We start from the raw sequence: 23,675 nt of genomic DNA, 5'->3' as shown, positions 1-23,675 counted from the left end.
CGTCCTTCCTCGACCAGCGGCAGGTCTAGCCCCGGCGGTAGTCCGGCACCAGCTCGAGCGCGAGCTGCTCGAGGAACAGCCCGACGTCGGTGACGATGCCGCGGCCCTGGCCGGTGCCCCGGTCGGCGAGCCGGGTGACCATGGCCGGGTTGATGTCCACGCAGACCAGCGGCACGGACGCCGGGAGGAGGCTGCCGGTGGCGACGGCGTACAGCTGGGTCGCCATCATCAGGCAGTAACCGATGTCGTGGATCTCGGCACGCATCGCGCGCTGGCCCTCGACCACGTCCGTGTGGACCTCGGGGAGGGGCCCGTCGTCGCGGACGGAGCCGACGAGGACGAAGCGCTTTCCCTCGGTGACGAGTGCGCGCATCACCCCGCTGGGCAGCACGCCGTCACGGACCGCTCGCTCGATCGAGCCGGCCTTGCGGATGGTGTTGACCGCCCGGACCCGGTGCTCGTGGCCGTGCTCGTGACCCGGCGGGGCGTTGCTCTCTGGGCTGGCGCCGAAGAGGGCGGTCTCGACGTCGAGGGCGGCCATCGCGTTGCCGGCGAAGAGGAGGTCGACCCAGCCTCCCCGCACGAGGGCCACCATGGCCGGTACGCCGCCGGCGTGGACGAGGCCGGGCCCGGCCACCCACAGCAGCCGCTTGCCCGCCGCGCGCGCGTGCCGCATCCCGTCGGCCACCTGCCGGACCAGCACCGTCTGCGGACGCTCGGGGTCGTGCTCCCCGTGGAACGAAGCGACCGTCTCGGCGGAGGGGCGGTGACTGGGCACCGTCACCTGGATCCCGGCCGCGCCCACCACGATGCCCATGCCGCGCACGACGTCCGACAGGGGCACCGTCCGCACCCGTACATCACCGGACGTCGCCTGCTCGACGACGAGCCCGCAGTCCATCTCGGGGTTGTCCACGTCGTACCACCGACCGCCCAGTCGCACCTGCGTCTCGAGGTTGGTCGTCGCGTAGAACCCGTCGGGCAGCACGCCGTCCTGGTCGGCGGTCGCGACCGCGGCATCGCCGTGGGAGAGCTGGTTGACCCCGCGGGTCTGCAGGCGCATCAGCAGGCGCTGGAGCGCCTCGTAGTCCGGGGCCTCGACGGTGATGCGGGCGCTGCTGGGGTCGTGCGCGTCACGGCCGACGTCGAACTCCTCGATGACGAAGTCCCCGCCGTACTCGCGGATGTCGTCGAGGACGCGCGACAGGATTCCGCTGTCCATGAGGTGCCCCGTGACCTCGACCGTCTCCCGCGCACCCACCCCCGTGACCCTACGCCTGGGAGATGTCTTGCGGGCGGGTCAGATCCGGGAGCCGTCGTCCCAGGGGTCGCGGGGCGCCTTGGGCATCACGAAGACAAGGTAGGCGAAGCCGCCGACGAACCACCCGACCAGTGCCCACCCGACGAGGGGGTGGACGTAGATCGAGAGCAGCCCGATGACGAGCGCGATCACCGGCGCCACGAAGATGCCGGCCCAGGCCAGGCCGCGCTCCCACGTGCGCGGAACGGGCAAGGGGGGTGCCGGCGGCGGCTTGAAGCGCTCGGCCTCGGCGATCGCCTGCTCGCGCCGCTCGACCTCGTCGTCGTCGCGCAGGTGCTCCGGCAGGTCGGTCGGGGAGAGGGTGGCGGGAGCGTCCGACGGGGCGTCGTCGGAGGTGGTCGCGGGTGCCTCGGAGGAGGACGGCGGGTCGTCGAGGACGGCACGCTCGCCGAAGTTCTCCACGATCTCGCGCCACGCGAGCTCGGTGCGGCTCTCGTCCTCCGGGCGACTCACGTTGACCACGGTAGCGGCAGCACGTGAACGCCGTCTCGTGACGACCGCCACGGCGGCCGGTCCTGGTGCACACTGTGCCCGTGAGGATCCCGTTCCGCGGCGCGCAGGCCGCACCCCTCGACCCGACGCTGGTCGCACCCATGTCCACGCCCGCGCAGCCCGAGCTGACCGGCGGCCGGCGCATCGGCGTACTCGTCCAGCACGGCTTCACCGGCAGCCCGGCGTCGATGCGGCCGTGGGCCGAGCACCTGGCGGCACGCGGGTACGCCGTCGAGATGCCGCTGCTGCCCGGCCACGGCACCCGCTGGCAGGACATGAACAAGGTCACCTGGGCCGACTGGGTGGCCACCGTCGAGGGCGCCCTCGACAAGCTCGCCGCCGAGAACGACGCCGTGGTGGCCGTCGGCCTCTCCCTGGGCGGGGCCCTGTGCCTGCGGCTCGCCGCGGACCACGGTGAGGACCTCGCCGGCGTCGTCATCGTCAACGCGGCGCTCGACACGATGCGCAAGGACGCGGTGCTCCTGCCCGTGCTCAAGCACGTGGTGCCCGCCTTCCCCGGGATCAGGAACGACATCAAGAAGCCCGGCATGGACGAGATCGCCTATCCCTACATCCCGCTCAAGGCCGCCGCGGAGATGTCCGCCGGCTGGGTCGAGCTGCGGCGGGACCTGCCGCGGATCACGATCCCGGTCCTCTACTTCCGCTCGAAGGTCGACCACGTGGCGGACATCTCGTCCTCCAAGGCGATCAATGCCGGCCTGTCGTCGAAGGACTTCGAGGAGCGGGTGCTGGAGGACAGCTACCACGTCGCCACCCTCGACAACGACGCCCCGCGGATCTTCGCCGAGTCCGCCGAGTTCATCGAGCGGGTCACCGCCCAGCAGCAGGGATAGTCTCGGACCGTGCTCTATTGGTTCCTGAAGTGGATCGCCCTCGGGCCCGTGCTGCGACTCGTCTTCCGGCCCAAGGTCTTCGGCATCGACCACGTGCCGGAGGAGGGTCCCGCGATCCTCGCCAGCAACCACCTGTCCTACGCCGACTGGCTGTTCATGCCGCTGACCCTGACCCGTCGCGTCACCTTCGTCGCCAAGGCGGAGTACTTCACGACCCCCGGCATCAAGGGGTGGTTCCAGAAGAAGTTCTTCACCGGCGCGGGGCAGGTCCCGATCGACCGGTCGGGCGCCAACGCTGCCGAGGGCGCGATGAAGTCGGCGATGAAGATCCTCGGTGAGGGCGACCTCTTCGGGATCTACCCCGAGGGCACCCGCTCGCACGACGGCAAGCTCTACCGCGGCAAGACCGGCGTGGCCCGGCTGGCGCTCGAGAGCGGAGCCCCGGTGATCCCGTGCGCGGTCGTCGGGACCGACGTCGTGGCGCCCACGGGCAAGGTCTACGGCACGTGGACGCGTCCGGTGGTGCGCTTCGGCAAGCCGCTCGACTTCTCCCGCTACGCCGGCATGGAGAACGACCGCTACATCCTCCGCTCGATCACCGACGAGATCATGTACGAGATCATGCGGCTCTCCGGCCAGGAGTACGTCGACCTCTACGCCAGCAAGGCCAAGGAGCTCGCCAAGGAGAAGGCCCGCCAGGCCGAGCGCGAGAAGGCCGAGCAGGAGAAGGCCGAGCGCGAGCAGGCCGGGGACGGGCCCGAGCAGAAGGCGTCCTGAACGCCCTCACGGACCCGCCGGCGCCACAGCCGCGGACCGACTCCGCCCTCGCCGTCGAGGACCGGCTCTACTCCGCGCTCGCCCTGGTGCGGGTGGTGGTCACGGTCAACATGGTCGGGCTCAACGCCTACCGACGCGACAGCTACGCGTACCCGGACCTCGCGCTCGCGATCGTGCTGGCGCTCGTGGTCTGGACCGGTGTCGCGATCTGGCTCTACAGCAGGCGTTCGAGACGTACGCCTGCCCTGCTCGTCGCAGACCTGCTGATCGCCGTCGCGGCGATCGCCGTCACCCCGTGGCTGAAGTCGGACGGCTTCCAGGCCACGCTCCCGGGCTTCTGGGTCATGGGCGCGCTGCTCGCCTGGGCGATCCACTGGCACTGGAAGGGCGGCCTCGCGGCGGCGGTCCTGCTGTCGTTGGCCGACCTGCTGCCGCGGCAGGAGGTCGACCAGGGCAACTACGGCAACATCTTCCTCGTGCTCATCGGCGGGCCGATCGTCGGCTTCATGTGCGAGTCGCTGCAGCGGATGGCGCAGGAGCGGGACGCCGCGGAGCGCGCGGCAGCAGCGGCCGAGGAGCGCACCCGGCTCGCGAGGGCCGTGCACGACGGCGTGCTGCAGGTGCTGACGATGGTGCAGCGCCAGGGGGCGGCGGCCGGCGGGCAGTGGGCGGAGCTGGGGCGGCTGGCGGGGGAGCAGGAGCGAGGGCTGCGCTCACTCATCCGGCAGCAGGCCACGGTGCCGAGCCGGTCCGGCGGCCGGGTCGACCTCGCCGGCGCCCTGGAGGCGATGGCGACCGCGCACCCGGTGCGCGTGGAGGTCGCGACGCCCGGCGGTGCCGTGCTGGTCGACGACCACGTGGCCATCGAGACCGTCGCCGCGGTCAAGGCCTGTCTGGACAACGTCCTCGCGCACGTGGGCCCCGATGCGTCGGCCTGGATCCTGGCCGAGGCCGCGCCTGATGCGGTCACCGTCTCGGTCCGCGACGACGGCCCCGGCATGCCTCCTGGCCGGCCGGAGGAGGCTGCAGCCGAAGGCCGGCTCGGGGTCGCCTCGTCGATCCGCGGGCGCGTCGAGGGTCTCGGCGGCACGGCAACCCTCCAGAGCGGTGAGTGGGGCACCGAGTGGGAGCTGAGGGTGCCGCTAGCGTGATGGCGTGACCATCCACAGCGGCCACCCGTTCCCGACGCCGGACGATCCCGTACGACGCCTACGCGGGCGCCTCGGCGGGACGGTCTCGCTCTGGACGGCGGGGGACGACGCCGAACGGGCGGGCCTGACGGTCACGTCATGGCTCGTGGCGGGCGGCGAACCGGGCCGGGTGCTCGCGCTGCTCGACCCCGACGCCGACCTCACCGAGCTGCTCCTCGAGACCGGCCGGGGCGTCGTACAGCTGCTGTCGTGGAAGGACCGCGACCTGGCGGACGCCTTCGCGGGCACCACCCCGGCGCCGGGCGGACCGTGGCGGATGGCCGCCTGGGACGACACCGACCACGGGCCCCGGCTCGCCGCGGCCACCGCCTGGGCCCGGGTGAGCGTCGAGTCCGACGTGGAGGTCGGGTGGTCACGTCTCGTGACGTGCACGGTCGACGAGCTGGTGGTGGGCGACGACCCCGAACCACTGGTCCACAGACGTGGCCGTTACGTCCCGCCGGGCGGCTGATCCGTCTACGCTGCGGTCCAAACCTGGAGGGGGACCCATGGTGAGGGTGATGGTGGTCGACGACCATCCGATGTGGCGTGACGCGGTCGAGCGCGACCTGCAGGCGGCCGGGCACGAGGTAGTCGCGGTGGCGGCCAACGGGCGCGAGGCGATGGCACGCTTCCCGGCGGCTGCGCCGCAGGTGGTCGTCCTCGACCTCCAGCTGCCCGACGCGAGCGGGGTGCAGGTGACCAGCATGATGCTGGAGCACGACCCGACCGCGCGCGTGCTGATCCTGTCGGCGAGCGGGGAGCAGGACGACGTCCTCGAGGCGATCAAGGCCGGAGCCACGGGCTATCTGGTGAAGTCCGCCTCGAGCGCCGAGCTCATCGACGCCGTGACGCGCGTGGCCGAGGGCGACACGGTCTTCACGCCCGGCCTGGCCGGGCTGGTGCTCGGGGAGTTCCGCCGCATCGCCGACGGTCCGGCGGACGACCCGCGCGACCAGCTCACCGAGCGTGAGACCGAGATCCTCAAGATGGTCGCGACGGGCATGAGCTACAAGCAGATCGCCGCGCGCCTGGTCCTCTCGCACCGCACGGTGCAGAACCACGTGCAGAACACCCTGCGCAAGCTGCAGATGAACAACCGCGTGCAGCTGACCCGCTGGGCCATCGAGCACGGGCTCGACGGCAACGCCTGACGGCGCCGCTCAGGACGGGACCGTGACGACGGCCAGCACCCGGCTGCCGGCGTCGGTGTCGTCGAGCTCCACCCGCCACTGGTCGTTGCCAGTCGCCTGACCGCAGGGCTCGGGCTGCTCGTCCGGTGCGGCGCAGGCGAGAGACAAGACCTCCTCCGACCGCACGACCCGGACGTCGCGCGCCTGCGTCGCGGTGACGTCGAGCGACGTCGTCGTGGCGAGGCCGCGTCGCTCGGCGGACGAGCTGAGCTGGACGGCGCCGGACATCCGGTAGCGCACCTGGATGCGGGTCGACCCCGCGAAGGTGTACGTCGTCCCGCTTCCCGCGACGGTCCCCGGCCCCGAGGCGGGGCGACCGTCCGCGGTCACCTCCACGTCGGTCGCGGAGACCTCCGCACCGTCGAGCTCGGGCAGGGTGAGGCCCAGCTCGTCGATCGGGCGCTCGGAGTGGATCCAGTGGGTCACCTCCAGGTCGCCGCCGGCCAGCACCTCGGTGACCGCGCGGGACTCACCGGCGATCGGCCACCCGTCGATGGGCAACGAGGCCGGGGCGCGCGGCGGCTCACCCGGTCCGACGACCTGCCACGCCAGGACCCCGCCGGCGAGCACGCCCACGACGGCGGCGGCCACGAGCGCGGTCGTCCTGCGCCTGGGGGACCCCGGGCGCGCGGACGCGGAGTCGTTCGGGGAGTCGGCCGGGGGAGGGACCGCGGGCGTCGGCGGCGGAGCGGTCGGTGCCACCGGTGCGGCTGCGGCAGTCGGCTGGGGAGCCGGTGCGGCACCTGGGGCCTGCGGACGGGGGTCGGCGGGTGCCGCCTCGGGCGCGGTGTCCGGTGGCGGAGCCACCGGCGGGGTCCGCCGGGCGCGCGGGGGAGCGGGAGGTGGTCGGACCGTCTCCTGCGCCGGCGCACGGCGCGGCGCGGGCGGCAGGACCGTGGGGAGGCGCTTCTGGTAGGGCTTCTTCGGGCTCATGTCGCCTCCGGAGGGCCGACGGGCAGCGCCGTCACGACGGCCAGGTTCTGGTAGCCGCCGCGGGAGGCGTCGTACGGCGGCGCGCACGTGACGAGGGTGAGCCGCAGGTCGCCCGCAGCGTCGTAGATCCAGGCATCGTCGGCGAGGCCGCCCTGCGGCACCAGCCGGCGCTCCCGCACCTCGAAGTCCTGGCGCAGCCCGTCGGCCTCGAGCCGCACCCGCGCACCCCCAGGCACCGTGAGGAGCTCGGCGAAGGGGCCGAGACCCTCGGAGTCGGAGTCGACGTGGGCGGCGACGAGGATCGATCCGAACGGGTCCCCGACCCGCGAACCGCCGCGCCACCACCCCGCGACGTCCACGTCGTCCGGTACGTCGAGCACTCCCGTGCCGGTGGTGCCGGCGGCGGCCACGCGTACGACGCGACCGCTGGGCAGCGTGGCCCGGACCGGCCGTCGCGGCTGCACGACGGAGCCTGCGCGGCGGGCGGGAGCGACCGGTTCGGCAGACGAAGGAGATGTCGACGGGGAGGACGACGAAGACGGGCCAGCCCCGGCGTCGACGGGTCGGGTGGAGCCGGTGCTGCCCGCACATCCGGCAGCGACGACGAGGCAGGCGGAGGTCATGAGCGCGCGCGTGCGGACGCTCATCGGAGTGGCGGCACGGGGCGCGAGCGCCGCCGTGGGCCCACTCCGGAGGCGCCCAGCGTCACGAGGACCGCCGCAGCGAGGACCGCCGCAGCGAGGGCCCCGAGCGCCGCGAGCACGCGCCGGTCGTCTGCGGCCGCCGAGCCGGTGAAGGTGGTCACCCGGCCCTCGGCCAGCCCCGCCGACCCGGTCTCGATGCGCGAGGGGCGGACGCTGCCGTCGGCAGCCAGGTCGACCGTGTGGGAGATGACGTTCATCGAGCCGTCGCGCGGGTTGCCGTAGGCGTAGATCATCGACAGCGTCCTCGCCTCCACCGCCACGTCGAGCGGGCCCAGGATCGGATCGGCGCCGTCCGTCCCCGACGGCAGCAGCGCCACCGCGATCGAGCCCTCCGGGACGTCCGCGTCGGCGAACTCCCCGTTGGCGATGTTGGTGAAGACGGTCTGGCCGTCCACCTCGACGTCGGCGGGTGCGACGGTCGCGGTGTGGGCGAGCAGGACGCGGGCCTTGCCCGGCCCGATCGGCCCCGCGGGTGCCGCGTACGAGTGGACGACGGGCTTGCCCCCGACGTCCGCGGGCAGGTGCAGCACGACGTCGCTGGTGTCGCCCGCCCCGACGTCGAGGGTCGACTCCACCTTGACGCCCTTGCCGCGGAACGAGATCTCGTGGCTGCCGGGCTCGAGCTCGAACGGCCCCAGCACGTCACCCACGCCGGCACCGCCGGCGACCCGACGACCGTCGACGCTCACGTCGACGCTCGTCCCGGGAACGGCCTGTACGACGCTGACGCGGGCTGGCAGCGGCGCCGGGGCCTCTGCCCCGGCCGGCGAGCCCATCGCGAGTGGCAGGCACACGGCCGCCAGCAATGCTGCACGTCGACGCATTCCGACCACACCCCCGTAGCCCCCACGACGCCGTCCCGATCGAGACGCCGGCCCTCACCTGAACACCCCGGGGTCCCGCCGCTCAACCCCGATATGGGGTACGTCCGTCGACGCCGACACGCCTAGGGTTGAGCCGTGGAGACCTGGCGACGCGCGACGGCGCAGGACATGGTCGCGCTGCGCGACCTCGAGCGGATCGCGAGCCGGACGGGCCTGGCGCACGTGTTCGGCGACCTGCCCTACCCCGACGACGACGTGCTGGCCCGCTGGGCCCTGCTCCTCGACGACCCGGGGGTGAGGGTCGAGGTGGTCGAGGACGAGCGCGGGCTGGTCGCCCTGACCGCCCATGACGGGTCGACGCTGCGCCACCTGGCCGTCCGGCCCGACCACTGGAGCGCCGGGCTGGGCCGCGACGGGTTCCTCCGCGCCCAGGCCGCGGGAGCGCGGCGCCTGTGGGTGCTCGAGGCCAACGGGCGGGCGCGAGGGCTCTACGAGTCGCTGGGCTGGGCTCCCAGCGGCGTCACCCAGGAGTGCCCCTGGCCGCCGTACCCCACCGAGGTCGAGTACGCCGCTCCCTAGGATCGGGGCATGCCGGACGCCGACCCGCTGCTGAAGATCGCCGACGACCTCTACGCCCTGCCCCTCGCGGACTTCACACCTGCACGCGACGCGCTGGTCAAGGAGCACAAGGCCGACAAGGCGCTCGCTGCCTCGATCAAAGGACTGCGCAAGGCGTCCGTCGCGGCCTGGGTGGTCAACCTGCTGGTCCGTCGCGATCCCGACCAGGTCGACCAGGTGCTCGCGGTGGGCGAGGCCCTGCGGGACGCGCAGGACAACTTCGATGCCACCCAGCTGCGCGAGTTCACCAAGCAGCGCCGCCAGCTGACCGCGTCGGTGACCACGGCGGCGCGGCGGATGGCGCGCGAGAAGGGGGTCAGGACGACCGAGTCCGTCGCCGAGCAGGTGGAGGCCACCCTCACCGCCGCCATGCTCGAGCCGGACGCCGCGCGCGCCGTGCGCAGCGGGCTGCTCGTGACGTCGTTGTCCGCGACCGGCCTCGGCGACCTCGACCTCAGCGGGGCGGTCGCACTGCCCGAGGCGCTCGGCTTCAGCGCGAAGGCACGCCCAGCGGCAGCCCCGGACCCGACGCAGCGGCCCCAGCTGCACGTCGTACCCGACCCGGATGCAGACGCCAAGGCCCGGGCAGCTGCGGACGAGCGGCTCGCCGACGCGCGCGCCGTGCTCAAGGAGCACGAGAAGGAGCACCGGGCCGCACGCCGGTCGGTCGAGAAGCTGCAGGCGCGCACCCTGCAGGTCCAGTCCGAGATCGACGAGCTCCGCGGCCGGCTCGCCGCGCTCGAGGACACCCTCGAGGAGGTCGACGAGGAGCTCGCGGAGGCCGAGGCGGCGCAGGCCGAGGTCGAGGAGGCCGTCGACGAGGCGCGGTCGGAGGTCGACGCGGCCCGCGAGGCGCGCGAGCGGTTCTAGGAGCTGGCCCAGCCCTTCGACCGCTCCACCGCGTCGCTCCAGCGGGCGTACGACGCGTCGAGCGCGTCGCGGTCGCCTCCGGGCTCGAACCGCCGGTCGAGCGCCCACGTCTCGCGCAGGTCGTCGGTCGACCCCCACACACCGGTGCCGAGCCCGGCGAGGAACGCCGCGCCCAGCGCCGTCGTCTCGATGATCTCCGGACGCTCCACTGCGCGGCCGACCTGGTCGGCCTGCAGCTGGCACAGGAAGTCGTTCTCCGCGGCGCCGCCGTCGACGCGCAGCGTAGTTTGTCCCTGCCCGGGAAGCGTCTCGAGCACGTCGCGGACCTCGAAGGCGATCCCCTCGAGGGTGGCGCGGACGAGGTGGGCGCGGGTGGTGCCGCGGGTGATGCCGAGGATGGTGCCCCGCGCGTGGGGGTCCCAGTGGGGCGCGCCGAGCCCGGTCAGCGCGGGCACGAAGACCACGCCGTCGGTGTCGTCCACCGTGGCGGCGATCGCCGCGGTCTCGGCGGCACTCCCGACGATCTGGAGGCCGTCGCGCAGCCACTGGACGGCCGCCCCGGTCACGAAGATCGCGCCCTCGAGGGCGTACGTCATCTCGCCGTCGGGCGAGCGCCACGCCGCGGTCGACAGCAGGCCGGCGTCGCTGCGCAGCACCTGGCTGCCGGTGTTGGTCAGGATGAACGAGCCGGTGCCGTAGGTGCACTTGGACTCGCCCTCCTCGAAGCAGGTCTGCCCGAACAGCGCGGACTGCTGGTCGCCGGCGACGCCCGCGATCGGAAGCGACAGCCCGAGGAAGACGGTCGGGTCGGTGGGGGCGATCTCACCCCAGTTGGGGACCAGGTCGGGCAGCGCGTCACGCGGCACCCCGAAGAGCTCGCACAGCTCGTCGGACCACTCGCCCGACTCGAGGTCGAGGAGCAGGGTGCGGCAGGCGTTGGAGACGTCGGTGACGTGCCAGGTGCCGCGCGTCATCCGGGCGATGAGGTAGGAGTCGACCGTGCCGACGGCGTACCGACCCGACTGCACCAGCGCCCACGTGTGCGGCTCGTTCTCGGCGAGCCACATCAGCTTGGTGCCGGAGAAGTAGGGGTCGAGGCGCAGCCCGGTGAGCTCGGCGACCCGCTCCTCGTGCCCGTCGGCGCGGAGCCGGTCGCAGATGTCGGCCGTACGCCGGTCCTGCCACACGATCGCGCGGCGCGGTGAGCCGAGCGTCTCGCGGTCCCACAGCACGACCGTCTCGCGCTGGTTGGTGATGCCGACCGCCGTGAGCTCGGACTGGTCGACCTTCGTGAGCACCTCGCGGGTGGCCTCGAGGGTGGCCTGCCAGATCTCCTCCGCGGAGTGCTCCACCCAGCCCGGCTGGGGGAAGTGCTGGCGGAACTCCTGGTAGCCCGTGGCCTGGATCCGGCCGTCGGGGGTGACCACGACGGCCGTCACGCCGGTCGTGCCGGCGTCGATCGCAAGGATGCTCACTTGCCGACTCCTCGGATGATCTCGAGGATCCGCCGGTCGATCCATCCCGGTCGCAGGCCGGGGGCGACCCGCATCTCGTAGTTCTCCGACCCGACCCACTCCCGGAAGCTGTCCTTGCCCTCGGCCTTGGCCAGCGACTCCAGCTCGATCATCAGGGCGTCGTCGACGGGCACCTGCTCCTCGGGGGTCGAGGCGGTCAGGTAGAGCTCGTTGAGGTCAACGAGCCGCGCGAGCTCGGTGACCGGGGCGGTGTGGTCGTCGACGCGGAGGTCGACTGCGACGTCGTCGTGCCCGCCGTAGCCGGCCCCGTCGCGTACGACGAGGAGTGCGGCCGACTGGCGGCCGCGGCTGTCGCCACCCGCCTCGTCCCCTGCCGCCAGGGCGGCGAGCAGGCGGCGTTCGAGCGACGTGCCCTCCCCGGCGATCCAAGCGCGCTCCATCGCCTCGACCACCTCGGGCCCGGTGAGGATGTTGCCCTGGATCGCGTAGCCGCCGCGCTCACCGCTGCGGCCGGTCGTCCCGCCCGCCCAGGCGAAGCACTCGGCGCCGGTCCACGTCGCTGCGTTGCCGTCGGAGTCGACGACGCCGACCTGCCGGTGCTCGCGCTCGTCGTCCTCCTCGACCAGCCGGTCGAGGGCGACCTGGGCCGTCGCGCCGTCGTCGAGGTGGGCCAGCCCGAGGTACTTGAAGGCGAGGTTGGCGTCGGCCTGCGTGGCGATCGCGCCGACCCCGGCCGCCGCCGCGGGCACGGCGGATCCGACGGCCAGGAACTTGGAGGCCACGGCGACGCCCCACGACTCACCGTCGTCGGACCTGGCCACGATGGAGAACGTCATGTGCCGACCCTAGGGGCATTCCGGCCAACTCCGTGCCGCACGTCGTGCGCGGCCCTACGCTGACGCCCGTGAACGGGGGAATCGTGCACGACCTGCTGTCCGCCGTGACGCCGGAGCCGACGCGGATCGACTGGGGTCGGGTCGAGGGGTGGCTCGGCACGGCGCTGCCGACGGCGTACCGCCAGATCGCCGACCGGTTCGGCTCCCTCCTCGTGGGCGACTGGCTGTGGATCCACGCGCCGGTCCGACTCGCGGGCTACCCGACGTTCGACAAGGAGCTGGCCGGGATCCGGTTCGAGGCGCGCGACGCGTGCGACGCCGCCCGTCTTCCCGCGCCGAGGTTCCACCCGAAGCGCGGCGGGCTGCTGCCGTTCGGCTCGGGGCGCGGGGGAGAGGGTCTCTTCTGGGACACCGCGGCGGGCGCGCCCGAGGAGTGGCCGGTCGTCGTGCTGGCTCACGCGCCGGGGGCCTACGGCAACGCTGGCTGGATCCACTCCGGTCGCACGCTCGTCCCGTTCCTCGAGGCGCTCGTGACCACCGGCGTGGGTCAGGGCGGCCACTCGCTCGGCCCGCTTCCCGCGAGGATCGATCGCGCGTACGGCGGCCGGGCGACGTCGTACTGGACACCGCCCGACCGCGCTGCGAGGAGCGACCCGCGTCGCAAGGGGCTCACCAGCGGCGCGGGCCTGAATGCGCTGCAGGTGCTGGTGCCTCCGCCGGAGGGTCGCGAGCCATCGGTGGTCGACGAGGGACTTCCCGGCGACTACCGCGCGCTCATGGCGGCGTACGGGCCGGGCGCCTGGCGCGGCTGGCTGAGGGTCTGGCACCCGGACGATCTCGGATCCAGCATGGGGCGACCGTTCCTGGACCCGGTCGCCGGGAGCGGCGAGGTCGACTTCCTGCCCTTCGCCGACTCGATCGACGGGGACGTCCTCGGGTGGGTCCGCGAGGGACCGCCGGACCGGTGGCCCCTTGCCTGGGTGCCGCGTCATTCCGACCCCGGGCAGGCGATGCGCGTGACGTTCACGGCGGCGCTGCTCGCCTGGCTGCGAGGCACGCCGGTCGACGGCGTCTTCGGTGCGCACGATCCCGACGTGGACCTCGTCGACCAGGCGACGTTCGCGCCCCGGGAGAGTGCGTGACCCTGCCGGTCTGACCCCCGGTCAGCGGGATGCGAGAGGATGCCCCCGTGCTGGCTCGTCTCGGATTCCCCCGTGTGGGGGAGCACCGCCGCTTCGTCGCGGCGATCGTCGCCGACACCGTCGGCAGCGGCCTGTTCATGCCGATCACGCTGCTCTACTTCCTCGCGATGACCGACCTGTCCCTCGTGCAGGTGGGGTCCGCGCTGTCGCTGTCCGCGGTGCTGACGATGCCGGGAGCGTTCGTCATCGGCAGCCTCGTCGACCGGTTCGGCCCGCGACGGATGATGCTGGTCGGCAACCTCGTGCAGGCCGCCGGCATGGTGGCCTACCTGTGGGCCGACTCGCTGCTCGCCGTCGCGCTGTGGACCGCCCTGCTCAACCTCGGTCGCCAGTCGTTCTGGGGGTCGTTCGGCAACGTCGTCACCGCGATCTCGGCGCCGGGGGAGCGCGAGCTGTGGTTCGGCTTCCTGCAGGCCGTGCGCAACCTCGGCTACTCCATCGGCGGCGTGCTGGCCGGCCTCGCGCTGCAGGTCGGCACCGACGTCGCCTTCCAGTCGGTGGTGGTCGTCAACGCGGTGACCTTCGTGGTCGCCTTCGTCCTCCTGCTCGACGTGCCCGACCACCGCGTGGCCCACCCCGCCGACGCCCCGGTCGAGGGTTGGGGCGTGGCGCTGCGCGACACCGCCTACCTTCGCCTCGTGCTCGGGCAGTTCGGCTTCGTCGCCGGGATGATGGTGCTCAACTTCGCCCTGCCGGTCTACGTCGCCGAGACGATCGACCTCCCGGGATGGGTGGTCGGGGCGATCTTCACTCTCAACACCGCGCTCGTCGGCCTCGGCCAGGGGCTCGTCGTACGCCGCATGACCGGGCGCGTGCGGGCGCGGATGATGGGGCTGGCCCAGCTGACCTTCGTCGCCGCCTACGCCCTGTTCGTCGTCGCGGGCTGGCTCCCGGTCTGGCTGGCGATCGTGGTGATGCTCGTCGGCGCGGCCATCTACACGGCCGGCGAGCTCACCGGCGGGCCCGTCTTCAGCGCGGCCGCGGCCGAGGCGGCGCCCGACCACCTGCGGGGTCGCTACCTCGGGCTGTTCCAGCTCAGCTGGGGCATCGGAGGAGCGGTGACGCCGGTGGCGTTCACGTGGCTCCTGGCCCACGGGCAGACCACGCTGTGGTGGGTGCTCGCGCTCGTCGCGCTCGCCAGTGCGGCGTACCTCCAGCGGCTGCCCCGCGTCCTCCCGGCGGCCGGCAGGCGCGTGACCAACCGCGCCGAGGAAGAGGCGACGGAGGCCGCGTGAGCCTCAGTCCCGGCCGGTGCCCTGGCCGATGCTCGCGAGCAGGTCGGTGAACCACGCCTGGGTGGCGTCGAACGGCTTGTGGCCGGCGATGCGCTCGAACTCGATCGCGCGCAGCTCGTCGTCCTGGTCCTCGTCGTGGCCGATCACGCCGGGCGTGCCGTCGAGGGCGCACGCGACGGCGAGCTCCGCCATCTCGCGGATCAGGGCGAGGTCGGTGTCGTTGGCGGGCGCGGAGCGCGAGAAGTAGCCCGACTTCTGCACCATCTTCTTCTCGGCGCCGATGGCCTCGGAGAAGCGGTCGGCGAAGTAGCGACCGGGGTTGATCGTGTCGATCTTGACGTGCCCGAACGGGTCGCGTCCCACCGTCTCGCCGGACGCCTCGAGGTCGGCGACGATGTCGTCGATGCCGGCACCCTCGGCGAGGAAGATGTTCACGCAGCCGATCTCGTCCATCACGGCCCGCAGCCGGTCGGCCTCGGCCGCGAGATCAATGGCGAGCTCGGGGACGTAGACCGCATGGATGGCCCACTTGCGGCCGTCGAGCCCGATCCCGGGCAGCCACTCCTGCTCGGCGTGCCAGGCCATGTAGTCGCGCGCCGCCGCGGCGGTCAGCCAGCCGCTGGCGCGGCCCATGACCTCGTGGACGATCAGCATGCGCGGGTTGGACCCGTGCTCGGCCAGCACGTTCTGCGCGAACCGCGACGCCTGCTGGGCGGCGGTCTGCGCGCCGAGGCTCTGGCGGATCGGCACGATGTCGTTGTCGATGGTCTTGGGCAGCCCGACGACCGTCAGCTCGGAACCACGCGTCGCGAGGTGGGCCGCAAGGTCGGCGGCCGCGGTGTTGGTGTCGTCGCCGCCGATGGTGTGCAGCACGTCGACCCCGTCGGCCTGCAACCGCGCGGCCGCCACCTCCAGCGCCGTCTCGTCCTCGCCGATGAGGCCGCGCTTGCGGCAGTCGGCGTCGTTGGTCAGCTTGACCCGGCTGTTGCCGATCGGGCTGCCGCCGTAGCGGTGGAGGAGGGCAGCACCGGCGCGCTCCTCGGCGCCGATGGTGATGCTGTTGCCGGTGAGCAGGCCGTGGTAGCCGTGCCGGTAGGCGATCAGCTCGATGTCGGGGTCGGTGGCGTCGTAGGTCTGGATGAGGGCGCCCACGGCGGAGGAGAGGCACGGGGCGTACCCGCCCGCGGTCAGGATCGCAACACGCTTCGGCATGGGCAGCAGGGTAGTTGGATCGATACAAGCCCGGAAGTACGTCCCACTCCACCCCTCCGGGGGCGGGTCGCGCCTGCCCGGCGTGACCCGGGCGCCGACACGACGTTGTCCCCGTGCTGCGGTGGTTGCCTCGCCCCCGCGGCAGGGTCATTGTGTGAGGACGCCGTGCGCTGCACGGGATGACGACGGGAGTCTCCATGAGCGCGACAGAAGCCACGCAGCAGGACGTCAACGGTCCGGGGGACACCGACCTCAAGCGGGTGCTCGGCCCGAAGCTCCTGCTGCTCTTCATCGTCGGGGACATCCTCGGCGCCGGTGTGTACGCCGTCACGGGAAAGATCGCCGGCCAGGTAGGCGGCATCGCGTGGCTGCCGTTCCTGGTGGCCTTCGCCGTCGCGACCGTGACCGCCTTCAGCTATCTCGAGCTGGTCACCAAGTACCCGCAGGCCGCCGGTGCCGCGCTCTACACGCACAAGGCGTTCGGCATCCACTTCATCACCTTCCTGGTGGCGTTCGCCGTGGTCTGCTCCGGCATCACCAGCGCCTCGACGTCGTCCAACCTGCTGGCTGCCAACCTGCTCATCGGCTTCGGCAACGACGACCCCAGCCCGAGCGCCATCCTGATCACGGCGCTGCTGTTCATGCTGGTGCTCGCCGCGATCAACCTGCGCGGCGTCGGCGAGAGCGTGAAGTTCAACGTGCTGCTGACGCTCGTCGAGATGACGGCCCTCGCCATCGTCATCGCCATCGGGATCTGGGTGATCGCCAGTGGCGACGGCGACCTCTCCCGGGTCACGGTCTTCGAGAGCCCCGACGACAAGGGCCTCTTCATGGCGGTCACCATCGCCACCGCCATCGCGTTCTTCTCCATGGTCGGCTTCGAGGACTCGGTCAACATGGTCGAGGAGACCCAGGACCCGCTACGCATCTTCCCGCGCGCGATGCTGACCGGCCTGGGCATCGCCGTGCTGATCTACATGCTGGTCGCTATCTCGGTCGTCGCGGTCATCCCCGCCGGGCAGATCGCCGAGCCCACCAACGCGGAAGCCGGGATCCTGCTCGACGTCGTCAAGATCGGTGCACCCGACCTGCCGATCGACACGATCTTCCCGTTCCTCACGGTCTTCGCGGTCGCCAACACCGCCCTCATCAACATGCTGATGGCGAGCCGGCTCATCTACGGCATGGCCCAGCAGGACGTGCTGCCGCGTTCCCTCGGCAAGGTGCTCCCGGGCCGTCGCTCGCCGTGGACCGCCATCGTCTTCACCACCCTCCTGGCCCTTGGCCTGATCAGCGTCGTCACGCTCGACTCGGAGTCCTCGGTCGTGGGGGCGCTGTCGGGCACCACGGCCCTCCTGCTGCTGGCCGTGTTCACGATCGTCAACATCGCGTGCCTGATCCTGCGCCGCGACCCCACGCCCGAGCGCGCCTTCCGCACACCGACGGCGCTCCCGGTCATCGGTGCGATCTGCTGCGGCTACCTCCTCGGCCCGTGGGCGCGCCTGGAGGCCGACATGGTGCAGTACAAGATCGCCGCCGGGCTGCTCGCGGTGGGCGTGGTGCTCTGGGCGCTGACGTGGATGACCAACCGCGGCGTGCGGGCCAAGAAGACCGGCTTCCGCGACATCGACCACCTGGAGTGATGAGTCCGCACCCGACACGGCGGGGGTTCGGTGCACGCGCGTCGGTCCTCCCGTCTACCGTTGGGCGGGTGACTCGACGACGCGTGGGGCCCGTGCTGGCGGTGCTCGTGGCCGGAGCGCTGGGCTGCTCGACGGCCACGCCGCCCACCCCCTCCGCGAGCGCGATCCCGGTCCCGGACGACCCGGCGTCCACGAGCGTCGGGCCGACGGCTCGCCTGGCGCCGGGTGAGCCGTCGTCGGCCTCCTTGCCGCCTGCTGCCGAGCGGGGCCCGCGCGAGCGGCCGTCCGTGGCCGCGGCTCCCGAGCTGGCGGGGGCCTACCGCTTCGTCTCCGCGCCCGACTTCCTCAACCAGGACGTCGCCGACCTCACCGCCGACGGGCGCCAGCAGTTCGTCGACAAGCGCACGGGTGAGATCGCGAACTCCACCAACGCCGACTACGACGCGGCGCTCGACCACGTGATCGACGAGATGGCCTCGCACGGCACCGACGACGTCCTCGTTGCGGGCGACCTCGTCGAAGGGCGCTGGGGTCGCGACGACGCGCGCACCGGCGTCTTCGGGCCGGTGCGGACCCAACCCCAGCGGCTGCGGGCCTGGCGTCGCGCTGCGGACGCCTACTACCCGGCCTGGCGCGAGCGGTTCGACGACCGCGGACTCACGACCTATCCCGCGCTCGGCGACCACGAGATCGGTGACAACCCCTGGAGGGAGAAGCGTCGCGACGCGTGGATCGACTTCAAGCGGCGCCACGTGCCCGAGTTCAAGCGGATCTACGCCGACCACGTGCTGACGGGCGACGACGGACGGCCCCGGTTCGCCGACCGGCCCTCCGGGCAGGCCCGCCGCACCGCCTACGCCGTACGCCTCGACGCCGACGTCCTGCTCGTCACGCTGGACGTCTTCGAGCGGCGCGGTGGTGACGTCCGCGTGTCCGTCGACCGTGCACAGCTGCGCTGGCTGCGAGGCGTGCTCCGGCAGGCCCGCAAGGACGAGGTGCCGTGGGTCATGGTCCAGGGCCACACCCCGATGACCCCGAAGGTCCGCGCCCGCAACTCCAGCAACCTGGTCTACGAGAAGGGGGCGCGATCCGACCTGTGGAAGGCGATGGTCCGGGGCGGCGTCGACGTCTACCTCAGCGGTGAGGTGCACGACCAGACCGTGCACGTGCGCGACGGCATCCTGCAGGTCTCCCACGGCTCCCTGCTCTACCGCGGTGAGGCGTCCTACGTCCTCGGCCAGGCCACCGCCGACCGACTGGTGCTGGAGAACCACCAGTTCCGCGGCGAGATCGGCTTCGAGGACCGCCTGTGGACCACGTCGCGCCAAGGCGCCCCAGGTCGCATCAGCTATCCCGATCCCTCGGTCGTCACCGGCACCCTCGTCGCGAGCCGCACCCGCTCGGGAGGCCTGCGGGTCGACGACGCCGAGGGCGTGCTCGCGCCGCGCGACTGAGACGCCGGCCCGGCGTGCGGCGCGTCACGCGTTCAGGGGTCGGTCAGGGTTCGGGGGCCGCGGCCCGGTCGCCGTACCCTTGACGGGTGAACGCCATCCCCACCCTCGAGCAGTTGCACGCGCTCGGGCCCAGGCAGCAGCCGACCTACCCCGACTCGGGGGCCGTCGACGCTGCCGTGGCCCGACTGAGGACCGCGCCGCCGCTCGTCTTTGCGGGCGAGTGCGACGACCTCACCGACAAGATCGCCGCCGTCACCCGGGGTGAGGCCTTCCTGCTCCAGGGCGGCGACTGCGCCGAGACCTTCGCCGGCGTCACCGCCGACAACGTCCGCAACAAGCTGCGCGTGCTGCTGCAGATGGCCGTCGTGCTGACGTACGCCGCCTCGGTGCCCGTCGTGAAGCTCGGGCGCCTCGCCGGCCAGTACGCCAAGCCCCGCAGCTCCGACCTCGAGACCCGCAACGGCGTCACCCTCCCGGCCTACCGCGGCGACGCCGTCAACGGCTACGACTTCACGCCCGAGGCGCGCGTGCCCGACCCGCAGCGTCTCGTCGACGTCTACAACTCCTCGGCCGCCACGCTCAACCTGGTCCGGGCGTTCGTGACCGGTGGCTACGCCGACCTGCGCCAGGTGCACACCTGGAACACCGACTTCGTGCAGAACTCGCCCTTCGGCCAGCGCTACGAGGCGATGGCCGACGAGATCGAGCGCGCCCTGACCTTCATGCAGGCGATCGGCGCCGACCCCGACGAGTTCCACCGCGTCGACTTCCACTCCAGCCACGAGGCGCTGCTCCTGGAGTACGAGCAGTCCCTCACCCGGATCGACTCGCGGACCGACCAGCCCTACAACGTGTCCGCGCACTTCGTGTGGATCGGCGAGCGCACCCGCCAGCTCGACGGCGCCCACGTCGAGCTGCTGTCGAAGATCAAGAACCCGATCGGCATCAAGCTCGGGCCCACGACGACTCCCGACGACGCGCTGGCCTACGCCTCGCGCCTCAACCCGGACAACACCCCGGGCCGGCTCACCTTCATCACCCGCTTCGGCGCCGGCAAGATCCGCGACGGCCTGCCCGCCCTCGTGGAGAAGGTCACCGCCGAGGGCCTCAACGTCGCCTGGGTCTGCGACCCCATGCACGGCAACACCTTCGAGGCCTCCTCGGGCTACAAGACGCGTCGCTTCGACGACGTCATCGAGGAGGTCCAGGGCTTCTTCGACGTGCACCGCGCCCTCGGCACCTGGCCGGGCGGTGTCCACGTCGAGCTCACCGGCGACGACGTCACCGAGTGCGTCGGCGGCGGCGAGGAGATCGACGAGGTGGGCCTGGCCCACCGCTACGAGTCCGTCTGCGACCCCCGCCTCAACCGCGTCCAGTCCCTCGAGCTCGCTTTCCTCGTGGCGGAGATGCTGCGCAAGGCCTGACGCCCTCGGGCCGCCCGCGCCGTACGAGCGGTGAGTGACGCAGGTTTCGCGGTGCCGGAACGTGCCTGGTGCACCGCCGGCTGGGTGGTCGGCGTACGAGCGGTGGGTGACGCAGGTTCTGGCTCGCCCGAACCTGCGTGGCTCACCGACGCTCGCGCGAGCGGTGGCTGAGCGACGTTCGCGGCTGAAGGAATGCGGGTGGACCACCGCCGGGGGCGTGTCGTACGACGGCGCGCCGGGCGAGCGGTGGCTGAGCGACGTTCGCGGCTGGACGAATGTCGGTGGACCACCGTTCGGCGGAGCGCGGGGACGGTCGTGATGGGATGAGCCCGTGATCGACCTGCGCTCCGACACCCTGACCCGCCCGACCGACGCGATGCGCGAGGCGATGGCGCGCGCGGAGGTGGGCGACGACGTCTACGGCGAGGACCCGACGGTGGCGGCGCTGGAGGAGCGGGTAGCCGGGATGTTCGGCCACGAGGCGGCGCTGTTCACGCCGACCGGCTCGATGGCCAACGTGCTCGCCGTGGCCGGCGTGGTCTCGCCCGGTGAGGAGGTGCTGTGCGAGTCCTCGGCCCACATCGCCCGTGCCGAGCTCGGTGCCCATGGCGCCATCACGGGGCTCACGATGCGCACCTGGACCAGGGAGCGCGGCCAGGTCGACCTGCCGGCGATCGAGGCGATGCACGCGCCGGACATGGGTCCGTTCTTCGTGCGCACGGCCGCGGTCTCGGTGGAGAACACCCACAACTTCGCCGGTGGCACTGTGCTGCCGATCGAGGACCTGCGCGCCCTGCGGGCGTGGGCCGGGACGAACGACACGAAGGTGCACCTCGACGGCGCCCGCCTGTGGAACGCGCACGTCGCGACCGGGACCCCGCTGGCCGACTACGGCCGGATCGCCGACGTCCTCGCGGTCTGCCTGTCCAAGGGTCTGGGCGCGCCGATCGGATCGCTCATGGTCGGATCAGCCGATGCCGTCGCCGAGGCGCGGGTGCGACGCAAGCGCATGGGCGGGGGGATGCGGCAGGTCGGCGTCCTCGCCGCAGCGGGTGCGTACGCCCTCGACCACCACGTCGAGCGGCTGGCGGACGACCACGCCAACGCCCGGCTCCTGGGCGAGTCACTCGGCCTCGACCCGGACGACGTGGACACCAACATCGTCGTCGTGCAGCGCCCCGACGCCATGGCGTTCGTCGAGCGCGCGGCGACCGAGGGAGTCCGCATCGCCGCAGTAGGCCCGCGGACCGTACGACTCGTGACCCACCTGGACGTCTCGAGGTCGGACGCCGAGCGGGCCGCCGCGGTGCTCAGCCGGCTCGCCGCCCCGTGATGCTGACCTCGCTGAGCGCGGTGTAGTCACGGCCGAGGTTGCCCGCGCCGGGTGGGGTCACGGCGGTGAAGGTGAGGGTGACCGTGGAGGTCTCGACCGGCGGGACCTCGATCCGCTGCATGCCGGGTCGTTCGGCCAGGGTCTGCTCGACCGTGGTGCCGTCGTCGAAGCCCCAGGAGACCGCAACCGTACGGCGGTTGTTGGGGTACCAGTTGACGCCGGCGACCTTCTTGGCATAGCCGTTGATGAGCCCCACACGGGTGACGACACCGGGCTCGGCCAGCGTCACGGTGACGGACTCCCCGGTCGCGTCCCCCGCGGTGCGCCAGGCCGTGGCCGGGATGCCGTCGCCCATCTGGCTGGCTTCGTAGGCCACGAGGTTGCCGTCGAAGTCGGTCGTCGGCGGCGCCGTGCCGGGCACCTGGAAGGTGGCGCCCCTGACCAGCTCGCGCGCCTTGCCGACCCCGGCCGGGGCCTCCTCGCCGTCGTCCGAGGGAGCGGTGTCGGACGCCGGCGCGTCGGTGCTGCTCGAGGTGCTGCTCGACGTGCCGGTGGCGGGATCGGTGGCGACGTCGTCGCCGTCGGTGTCGAACACCCGGAGCAGGACGAAGGCGAGACCCATCAGCAGCGCGGCGCCGAGCACCCAGGCGATCCATGCGTTGCCGCGGACCGGCAGGTCGCCGTCGGCGTCGTCGACCTCCTCGTAGGGCAGCAGGTCCTCGTCGGGGTCCCAGGTCGACTGCCGCGGCCTGACGGCTGCCGACTCGTCGGGTACGTCGTCGGGCGGGCTGCTCGGCGGGCTGGTCGGCGGCACGGGGGTCGGGTCGGCGGCCTGCACAGGAGGCACGACCGGCGCCGGGGGCGGCCCGGGGTCGTGCTGCGGGTCGGCTGTCACCTCGCCGGCGGTGTCGTCGCTGGACGGGCTCGCGTCGCGCGGGGGCGCGGTCGCGGTCAACGTGGCCGGGGGAACCGGGGGAGTCGGGGAGGGAGCCGACGGGCGAGCCGGGGCGACTGCGGGCTCGGGACGGACCGGCGCGGGCGCGCCGATGCGGTGCCCACAGTTGAGGCAGAACCGCCCCACCCCCAGCTCGGCGCCGCACGCCACGCACGTGTCCACGGGCCCCACGATAGGGGGACGCACCCACGTCGAGGTCCACCCGAGGGACGGGACCGCCGCTCACACGGCGATGTGCGGGACCTCGCCCTCGACCACGCGACGCGGGGCGAGCTCGACCATCAGCATCGCGGCGAGCACCATCGTGCCGCCGACGAGCAGCCGCGTCGTGACGTCCTCCCCGCCGAGCCAGACGGCGAAGAACGAGGCGAAGACCGGCTCCATGCTCATGATGATCGCGCTGCGGGTCGGTGGGAGGTGGGCCTGCGCCCAGGTCTGCCCGAGGAGGCCGAGCGCGCCGACCACCACCGCCATGTAGACGACCGCCCACCAGTCGGCGGCGCGGTCGGGGAGCACGATCCCGTCGTGCGCGGTCGCCGCGGTGCACACGACGGCGATCACCATCACCTGCAGGATCGTCATGCCCACGGCGTCCTGTGCGGTCGACCACGCGCCCAGCCCGACGATGTGGAGCGCGTAGAGAACCGCGGACGCGAGGGTGATCAGCTCGCCGTAGCCGATGCTCAAGCCGTTGAGAGCGAGCACGCCCAGCCCCACGGTCGCGACCACGACGGCCGCCCAGGTGATCGGCGGGATGCGGGTGCGGAGGATCGCCGCGGCCAGCAGCGGGGTGAACACGACGTACAGGCCGGTGACGAAACCGCTGATGCTCGCCGGCGTGTGGGCCAGGCCGGCGGTCTGCAGGATCTGGGCGACTCCGTAGAGGAGGCCCAGGACGACCGCGTGGCGGCGTACGACGGGGGAGAGCCGGCCGAGGGCCTTCGGGGCGACCACCAGCAGCGCGAGCGAGGCGATCGCGAACCGCACGGCCAGGAAGTCGAGCGTCGGGACCCGGTCGAGCAGGTCCTTGATCATGAAGAACGTCGAGCCCCAGCACGCCGCGATCGCGAGCAGCGCGAGGGCCGCGAGCAGCGACGTACGACGGGTCTGCTCGGCGTGCACGGACGAAA

General features: G+C 72.6%; 23 protein-coding genes. 13 read left to right on the top strand and 10 right to left on the bottom strand.

Annotation, left to right across the window (positions count from 1 at the left end; all coding sequences use genetic code 11):
- Positions 1-25: 25 nt before the first annotated feature.
- Positions 26-1,261 (bottom strand): TIGR00300 family protein, encoded by a 1,236-nt coding sequence (locus tag Q1B24_RS04685; RefSeq protein WP_299923923.1) that lies wholly within the window; start codon positions 1,259-1,261, stop codon positions 26-28.
- A gap of 39 nt (positions 1,262-1,300) precedes the next feature.
- The gene (locus tag Q1B24_RS04680) at positions 1,301-1,774 is read right to left on the bottom strand and encodes a hypothetical protein (protein ID WP_299923920.1); all 474 of its coding nucleotides are present in this window, start codon (positions 1,772-1,774) and stop codon (positions 1,301-1,303) included.
- An 80-nt stretch (positions 1,775-1,854) separates the two neighbouring features.
- Between Q1B24_RS04680 and Q1B24_RS04675 the strand changes: the two genes are divergently transcribed.
- The 5 genes from Q1B24_RS04675 to Q1B24_RS04655 are packed head-to-tail and all read left to right on the top strand — an operon-like array spanning position 1,855 to position 5,788.
- Positions 1,855-2,667 (top strand): alpha/beta fold hydrolase, encoded by an 813-nt coding sequence (locus Q1B24_RS04675; RefSeq protein ID WP_299923917.1) that lies wholly within the window; start codon positions 1,855-1,857, stop codon positions 2,665-2,667.
- 9 nt (positions 2,668-2,676) lie between these two features.
- Complete coding sequence (locus Q1B24_RS04670; RefSeq protein ID WP_299923914.1) at positions 2,677-3,444, top strand: lysophospholipid acyltransferase family protein; 768 nt, start codon at positions 2,677-2,679, stop codon at positions 3,442-3,444.
- On the top strand, positions 3,441-4,595 hold the full coding sequence (locus Q1B24_RS04665) for a DUF5931 domain-containing protein (RefSeq protein ID WP_299925091.1): 1,155 nt from the start codon (positions 3,441-3,443) through the stop codon (positions 4,593-4,595). The genes Q1B24_RS04670 and Q1B24_RS04665 overlap by 4 nt, the downstream gene beginning before the upstream one ends.
- Before the next feature lie 4 nt (positions 4,596-4,599).
- Complete coding sequence (locus tag Q1B24_RS04660; RefSeq protein ID WP_299923911.1) at positions 4,600-5,106, top strand: flavin reductase family protein; 507 nt, start codon at positions 4,600-4,602, stop codon at positions 5,104-5,106.
- Positions 5,107-5,143: 37 nt separating this feature from the next.
- Positions 5,144-5,788 (top strand): response regulator transcription factor, encoded by a 645-nt coding sequence (locus Q1B24_RS04655; RefSeq protein ID WP_299923908.1) that lies wholly within the window; start codon positions 5,144-5,146, stop codon positions 5,786-5,788.
- Between the two features lie 9 nt (positions 5,789-5,797).
- On the opposite strand, the gene Q1B24_RS04650 is transcribed toward Q1B24_RS04655, so the two are convergent.
- The 3 genes from Q1B24_RS04650 to Q1B24_RS04640 form a co-directional block, all read right to left on the bottom strand.
- Entirely contained in the window at positions 5,798-6,418 is a 621-nt protein-coding gene (locus Q1B24_RS04650) for a hypothetical protein (RefSeq protein ID WP_299923904.1), read from the bottom strand.
- Between the two features lie 338 nt (positions 6,419-6,756).
- Positions 6,757-7,224 carry a class F sortase gene (locus Q1B24_RS04645; protein ID WP_299923901.1) on the bottom strand — a complete coding sequence of 156 codons (468 nt, stop codon included), beginning with the start codon at positions 7,222-7,224 and terminating at the stop codon, positions 6,757-6,759.
- 179 nt (positions 7,225-7,403) lie between these two features.
- Entirely contained in the window at positions 7,404-8,240 is an 837-nt protein-coding gene (locus tag Q1B24_RS04640) for a DUF4397 domain-containing protein (RefSeq protein WP_299925088.1), read from the bottom strand.
- Positions 8,241-8,423: 183 nt separating this feature from the next.
- Between Q1B24_RS04640 and Q1B24_RS04635 the strand changes: the two genes are divergently transcribed.
- Positions 8,424-8,867 carry a GNAT family N-acetyltransferase gene (locus Q1B24_RS04635; protein WP_299923898.1) on the top strand — a complete coding sequence of 148 codons (444 nt, stop codon included), beginning with the start codon at positions 8,424-8,426 and terminating at the stop codon, positions 8,865-8,867.
- 9 nt (positions 8,868-8,876) lie between these two features.
- Positions 8,877-9,776: a hypothetical protein gene (locus Q1B24_RS04630; RefSeq protein WP_299923895.1), complete on the top strand. Its 900-nt coding sequence runs from the start codon at positions 8,877-8,879 to the stop codon at positions 9,774-9,776.
- Here Q1B24_RS04630 and glpK read toward each other — a convergent pair.
- Positions 9,773-11,251, bottom strand: coding sequence for a glycerol kinase GlpK (gene glpK / locus Q1B24_RS04625; RefSeq protein WP_299923892.1), 1,479 nt, complete (start codon positions 11,249-11,251; stop codon positions 9,773-9,775). The genes Q1B24_RS04630 and glpK overlap by 4 nt on opposite strands.
- Positions 11,248-12,087, bottom strand: a complete 840-nt coding sequence (locus tag Q1B24_RS04620; RefSeq protein WP_299923889.1) for a DUF1028 domain-containing protein — start codon at positions 12,085-12,087, stop codon at positions 11,248-11,250. The genes glpK and Q1B24_RS04620 overlap by 4 nt, the downstream gene beginning before the upstream one ends.
- Positions 12,088-12,155: 68 nt before the next feature.
- On the opposite strand from Q1B24_RS04620, the gene Q1B24_RS04615 reads away from it, so the two are divergent.
- Both Q1B24_RS04615 and Q1B24_RS04610 read left to right on the top strand, forming a co-directional pair.
- The gene (locus Q1B24_RS04615; protein WP_299923886.1) at positions 12,156-13,229 is read left to right on the top strand and encodes an SMI1/KNR4 family protein; all 1,074 of its coding nucleotides are present in this window, start codon (positions 12,156-12,158) and stop codon (positions 13,227-13,229) included.
- A 47-nt stretch (positions 13,230-13,276) separates the two neighbouring features.
- Positions 13,277-14,524: an MFS transporter gene (locus Q1B24_RS04610; RefSeq protein ID WP_299923883.1), complete on the top strand. Its 1,248-nt coding sequence runs from the start codon at positions 13,277-13,279 to the stop codon at positions 14,522-14,524.
- Positions 14,525-14,527: 3 nt separating this feature from the next.
- Here the strand turns inward: Q1B24_RS04610 and Q1B24_RS04605 are convergent, their stop codons facing one another.
- Positions 14,528-15,736, bottom strand: coding sequence for a pyrophosphate--fructose-6-phosphate 1-phosphotransferase (locus Q1B24_RS04605; protein ID WP_299923880.1), 1,209 nt, complete (start codon positions 15,734-15,736; stop codon positions 14,528-14,530).
- A 197-nt stretch (positions 15,737-15,933) separates the two neighbouring features.
- On the opposite strand from Q1B24_RS04605, the gene Q1B24_RS04600 reads away from it, so the two are divergent.
- From Q1B24_RS04600 to Q1B24_RS04585, 4 genes are all read left to right on the top strand, one after another.
- Entirely contained in the window at positions 15,934-17,379 is a 1,446-nt protein-coding gene (locus Q1B24_RS04600) for an APC family permease (RefSeq protein WP_299923877.1), read from the top strand.
- Positions 17,380-17,447: 68 nt separating this feature from the next.
- Positions 17,448-18,833 (top strand): metallophosphoesterase, encoded by a 1,386-nt coding sequence (locus Q1B24_RS04595; protein ID WP_299923874.1) that lies wholly within the window; start codon positions 17,448-17,450, stop codon positions 18,831-18,833.
- An 86-nt stretch (positions 18,834-18,919) separates the two neighbouring features.
- Positions 18,920-20,257 carry a class II 3-deoxy-7-phosphoheptulonate synthase gene (locus tag Q1B24_RS04590; protein WP_299923871.1) on the top strand — a complete coding sequence of 446 codons (1,338 nt, stop codon included), beginning with the start codon at positions 18,920-18,922 and terminating at the stop codon, positions 20,255-20,257.
- 331 nt (positions 20,258-20,588) lie between these two features.
- Complete coding sequence (locus tag Q1B24_RS04585; RefSeq protein WP_299923868.1) at positions 20,589-21,590, top strand: GntG family PLP-dependent aldolase; 1,002 nt, start codon at positions 20,589-20,591, stop codon at positions 21,588-21,590.
- Here the strand turns inward: Q1B24_RS04585 and Q1B24_RS04580 are convergent.
- A complete protein-coding gene (locus Q1B24_RS04580) occupies positions 21,568-22,707 on the bottom strand; it encodes a hypothetical protein (RefSeq protein ID WP_299923865.1) in 1,140 nt (379 codons plus the stop codon). The two genes, Q1B24_RS04585 and Q1B24_RS04580, sit on opposite strands and share 23 nt — an antisense overlap.
- Positions 22,708-22,767: 60 nt before the next feature.
- On the bottom strand, positions 22,768-23,667 hold the full coding sequence (locus tag Q1B24_RS04575; protein WP_299923862.1) for a DMT family transporter: 900 nt from the start codon (positions 23,665-23,667) through the stop codon (positions 22,768-22,770).
- Between the last annotated feature and the right edge of the window lie 8 nt (positions 23,668-23,675).

Origin of the sequence: uncultured Nocardioides sp., assembly GCF_947488025.1 — a bacterium.
In the GTDB taxonomy this organism is placed as follows: domain Bacteria; phylum Actinomycetota; class Actinomycetes; order Propionibacteriales; family Nocardioidaceae; genus Nocardioides.
This window is presented reverse-complemented; position numbering and strand designations above follow the sequence as displayed.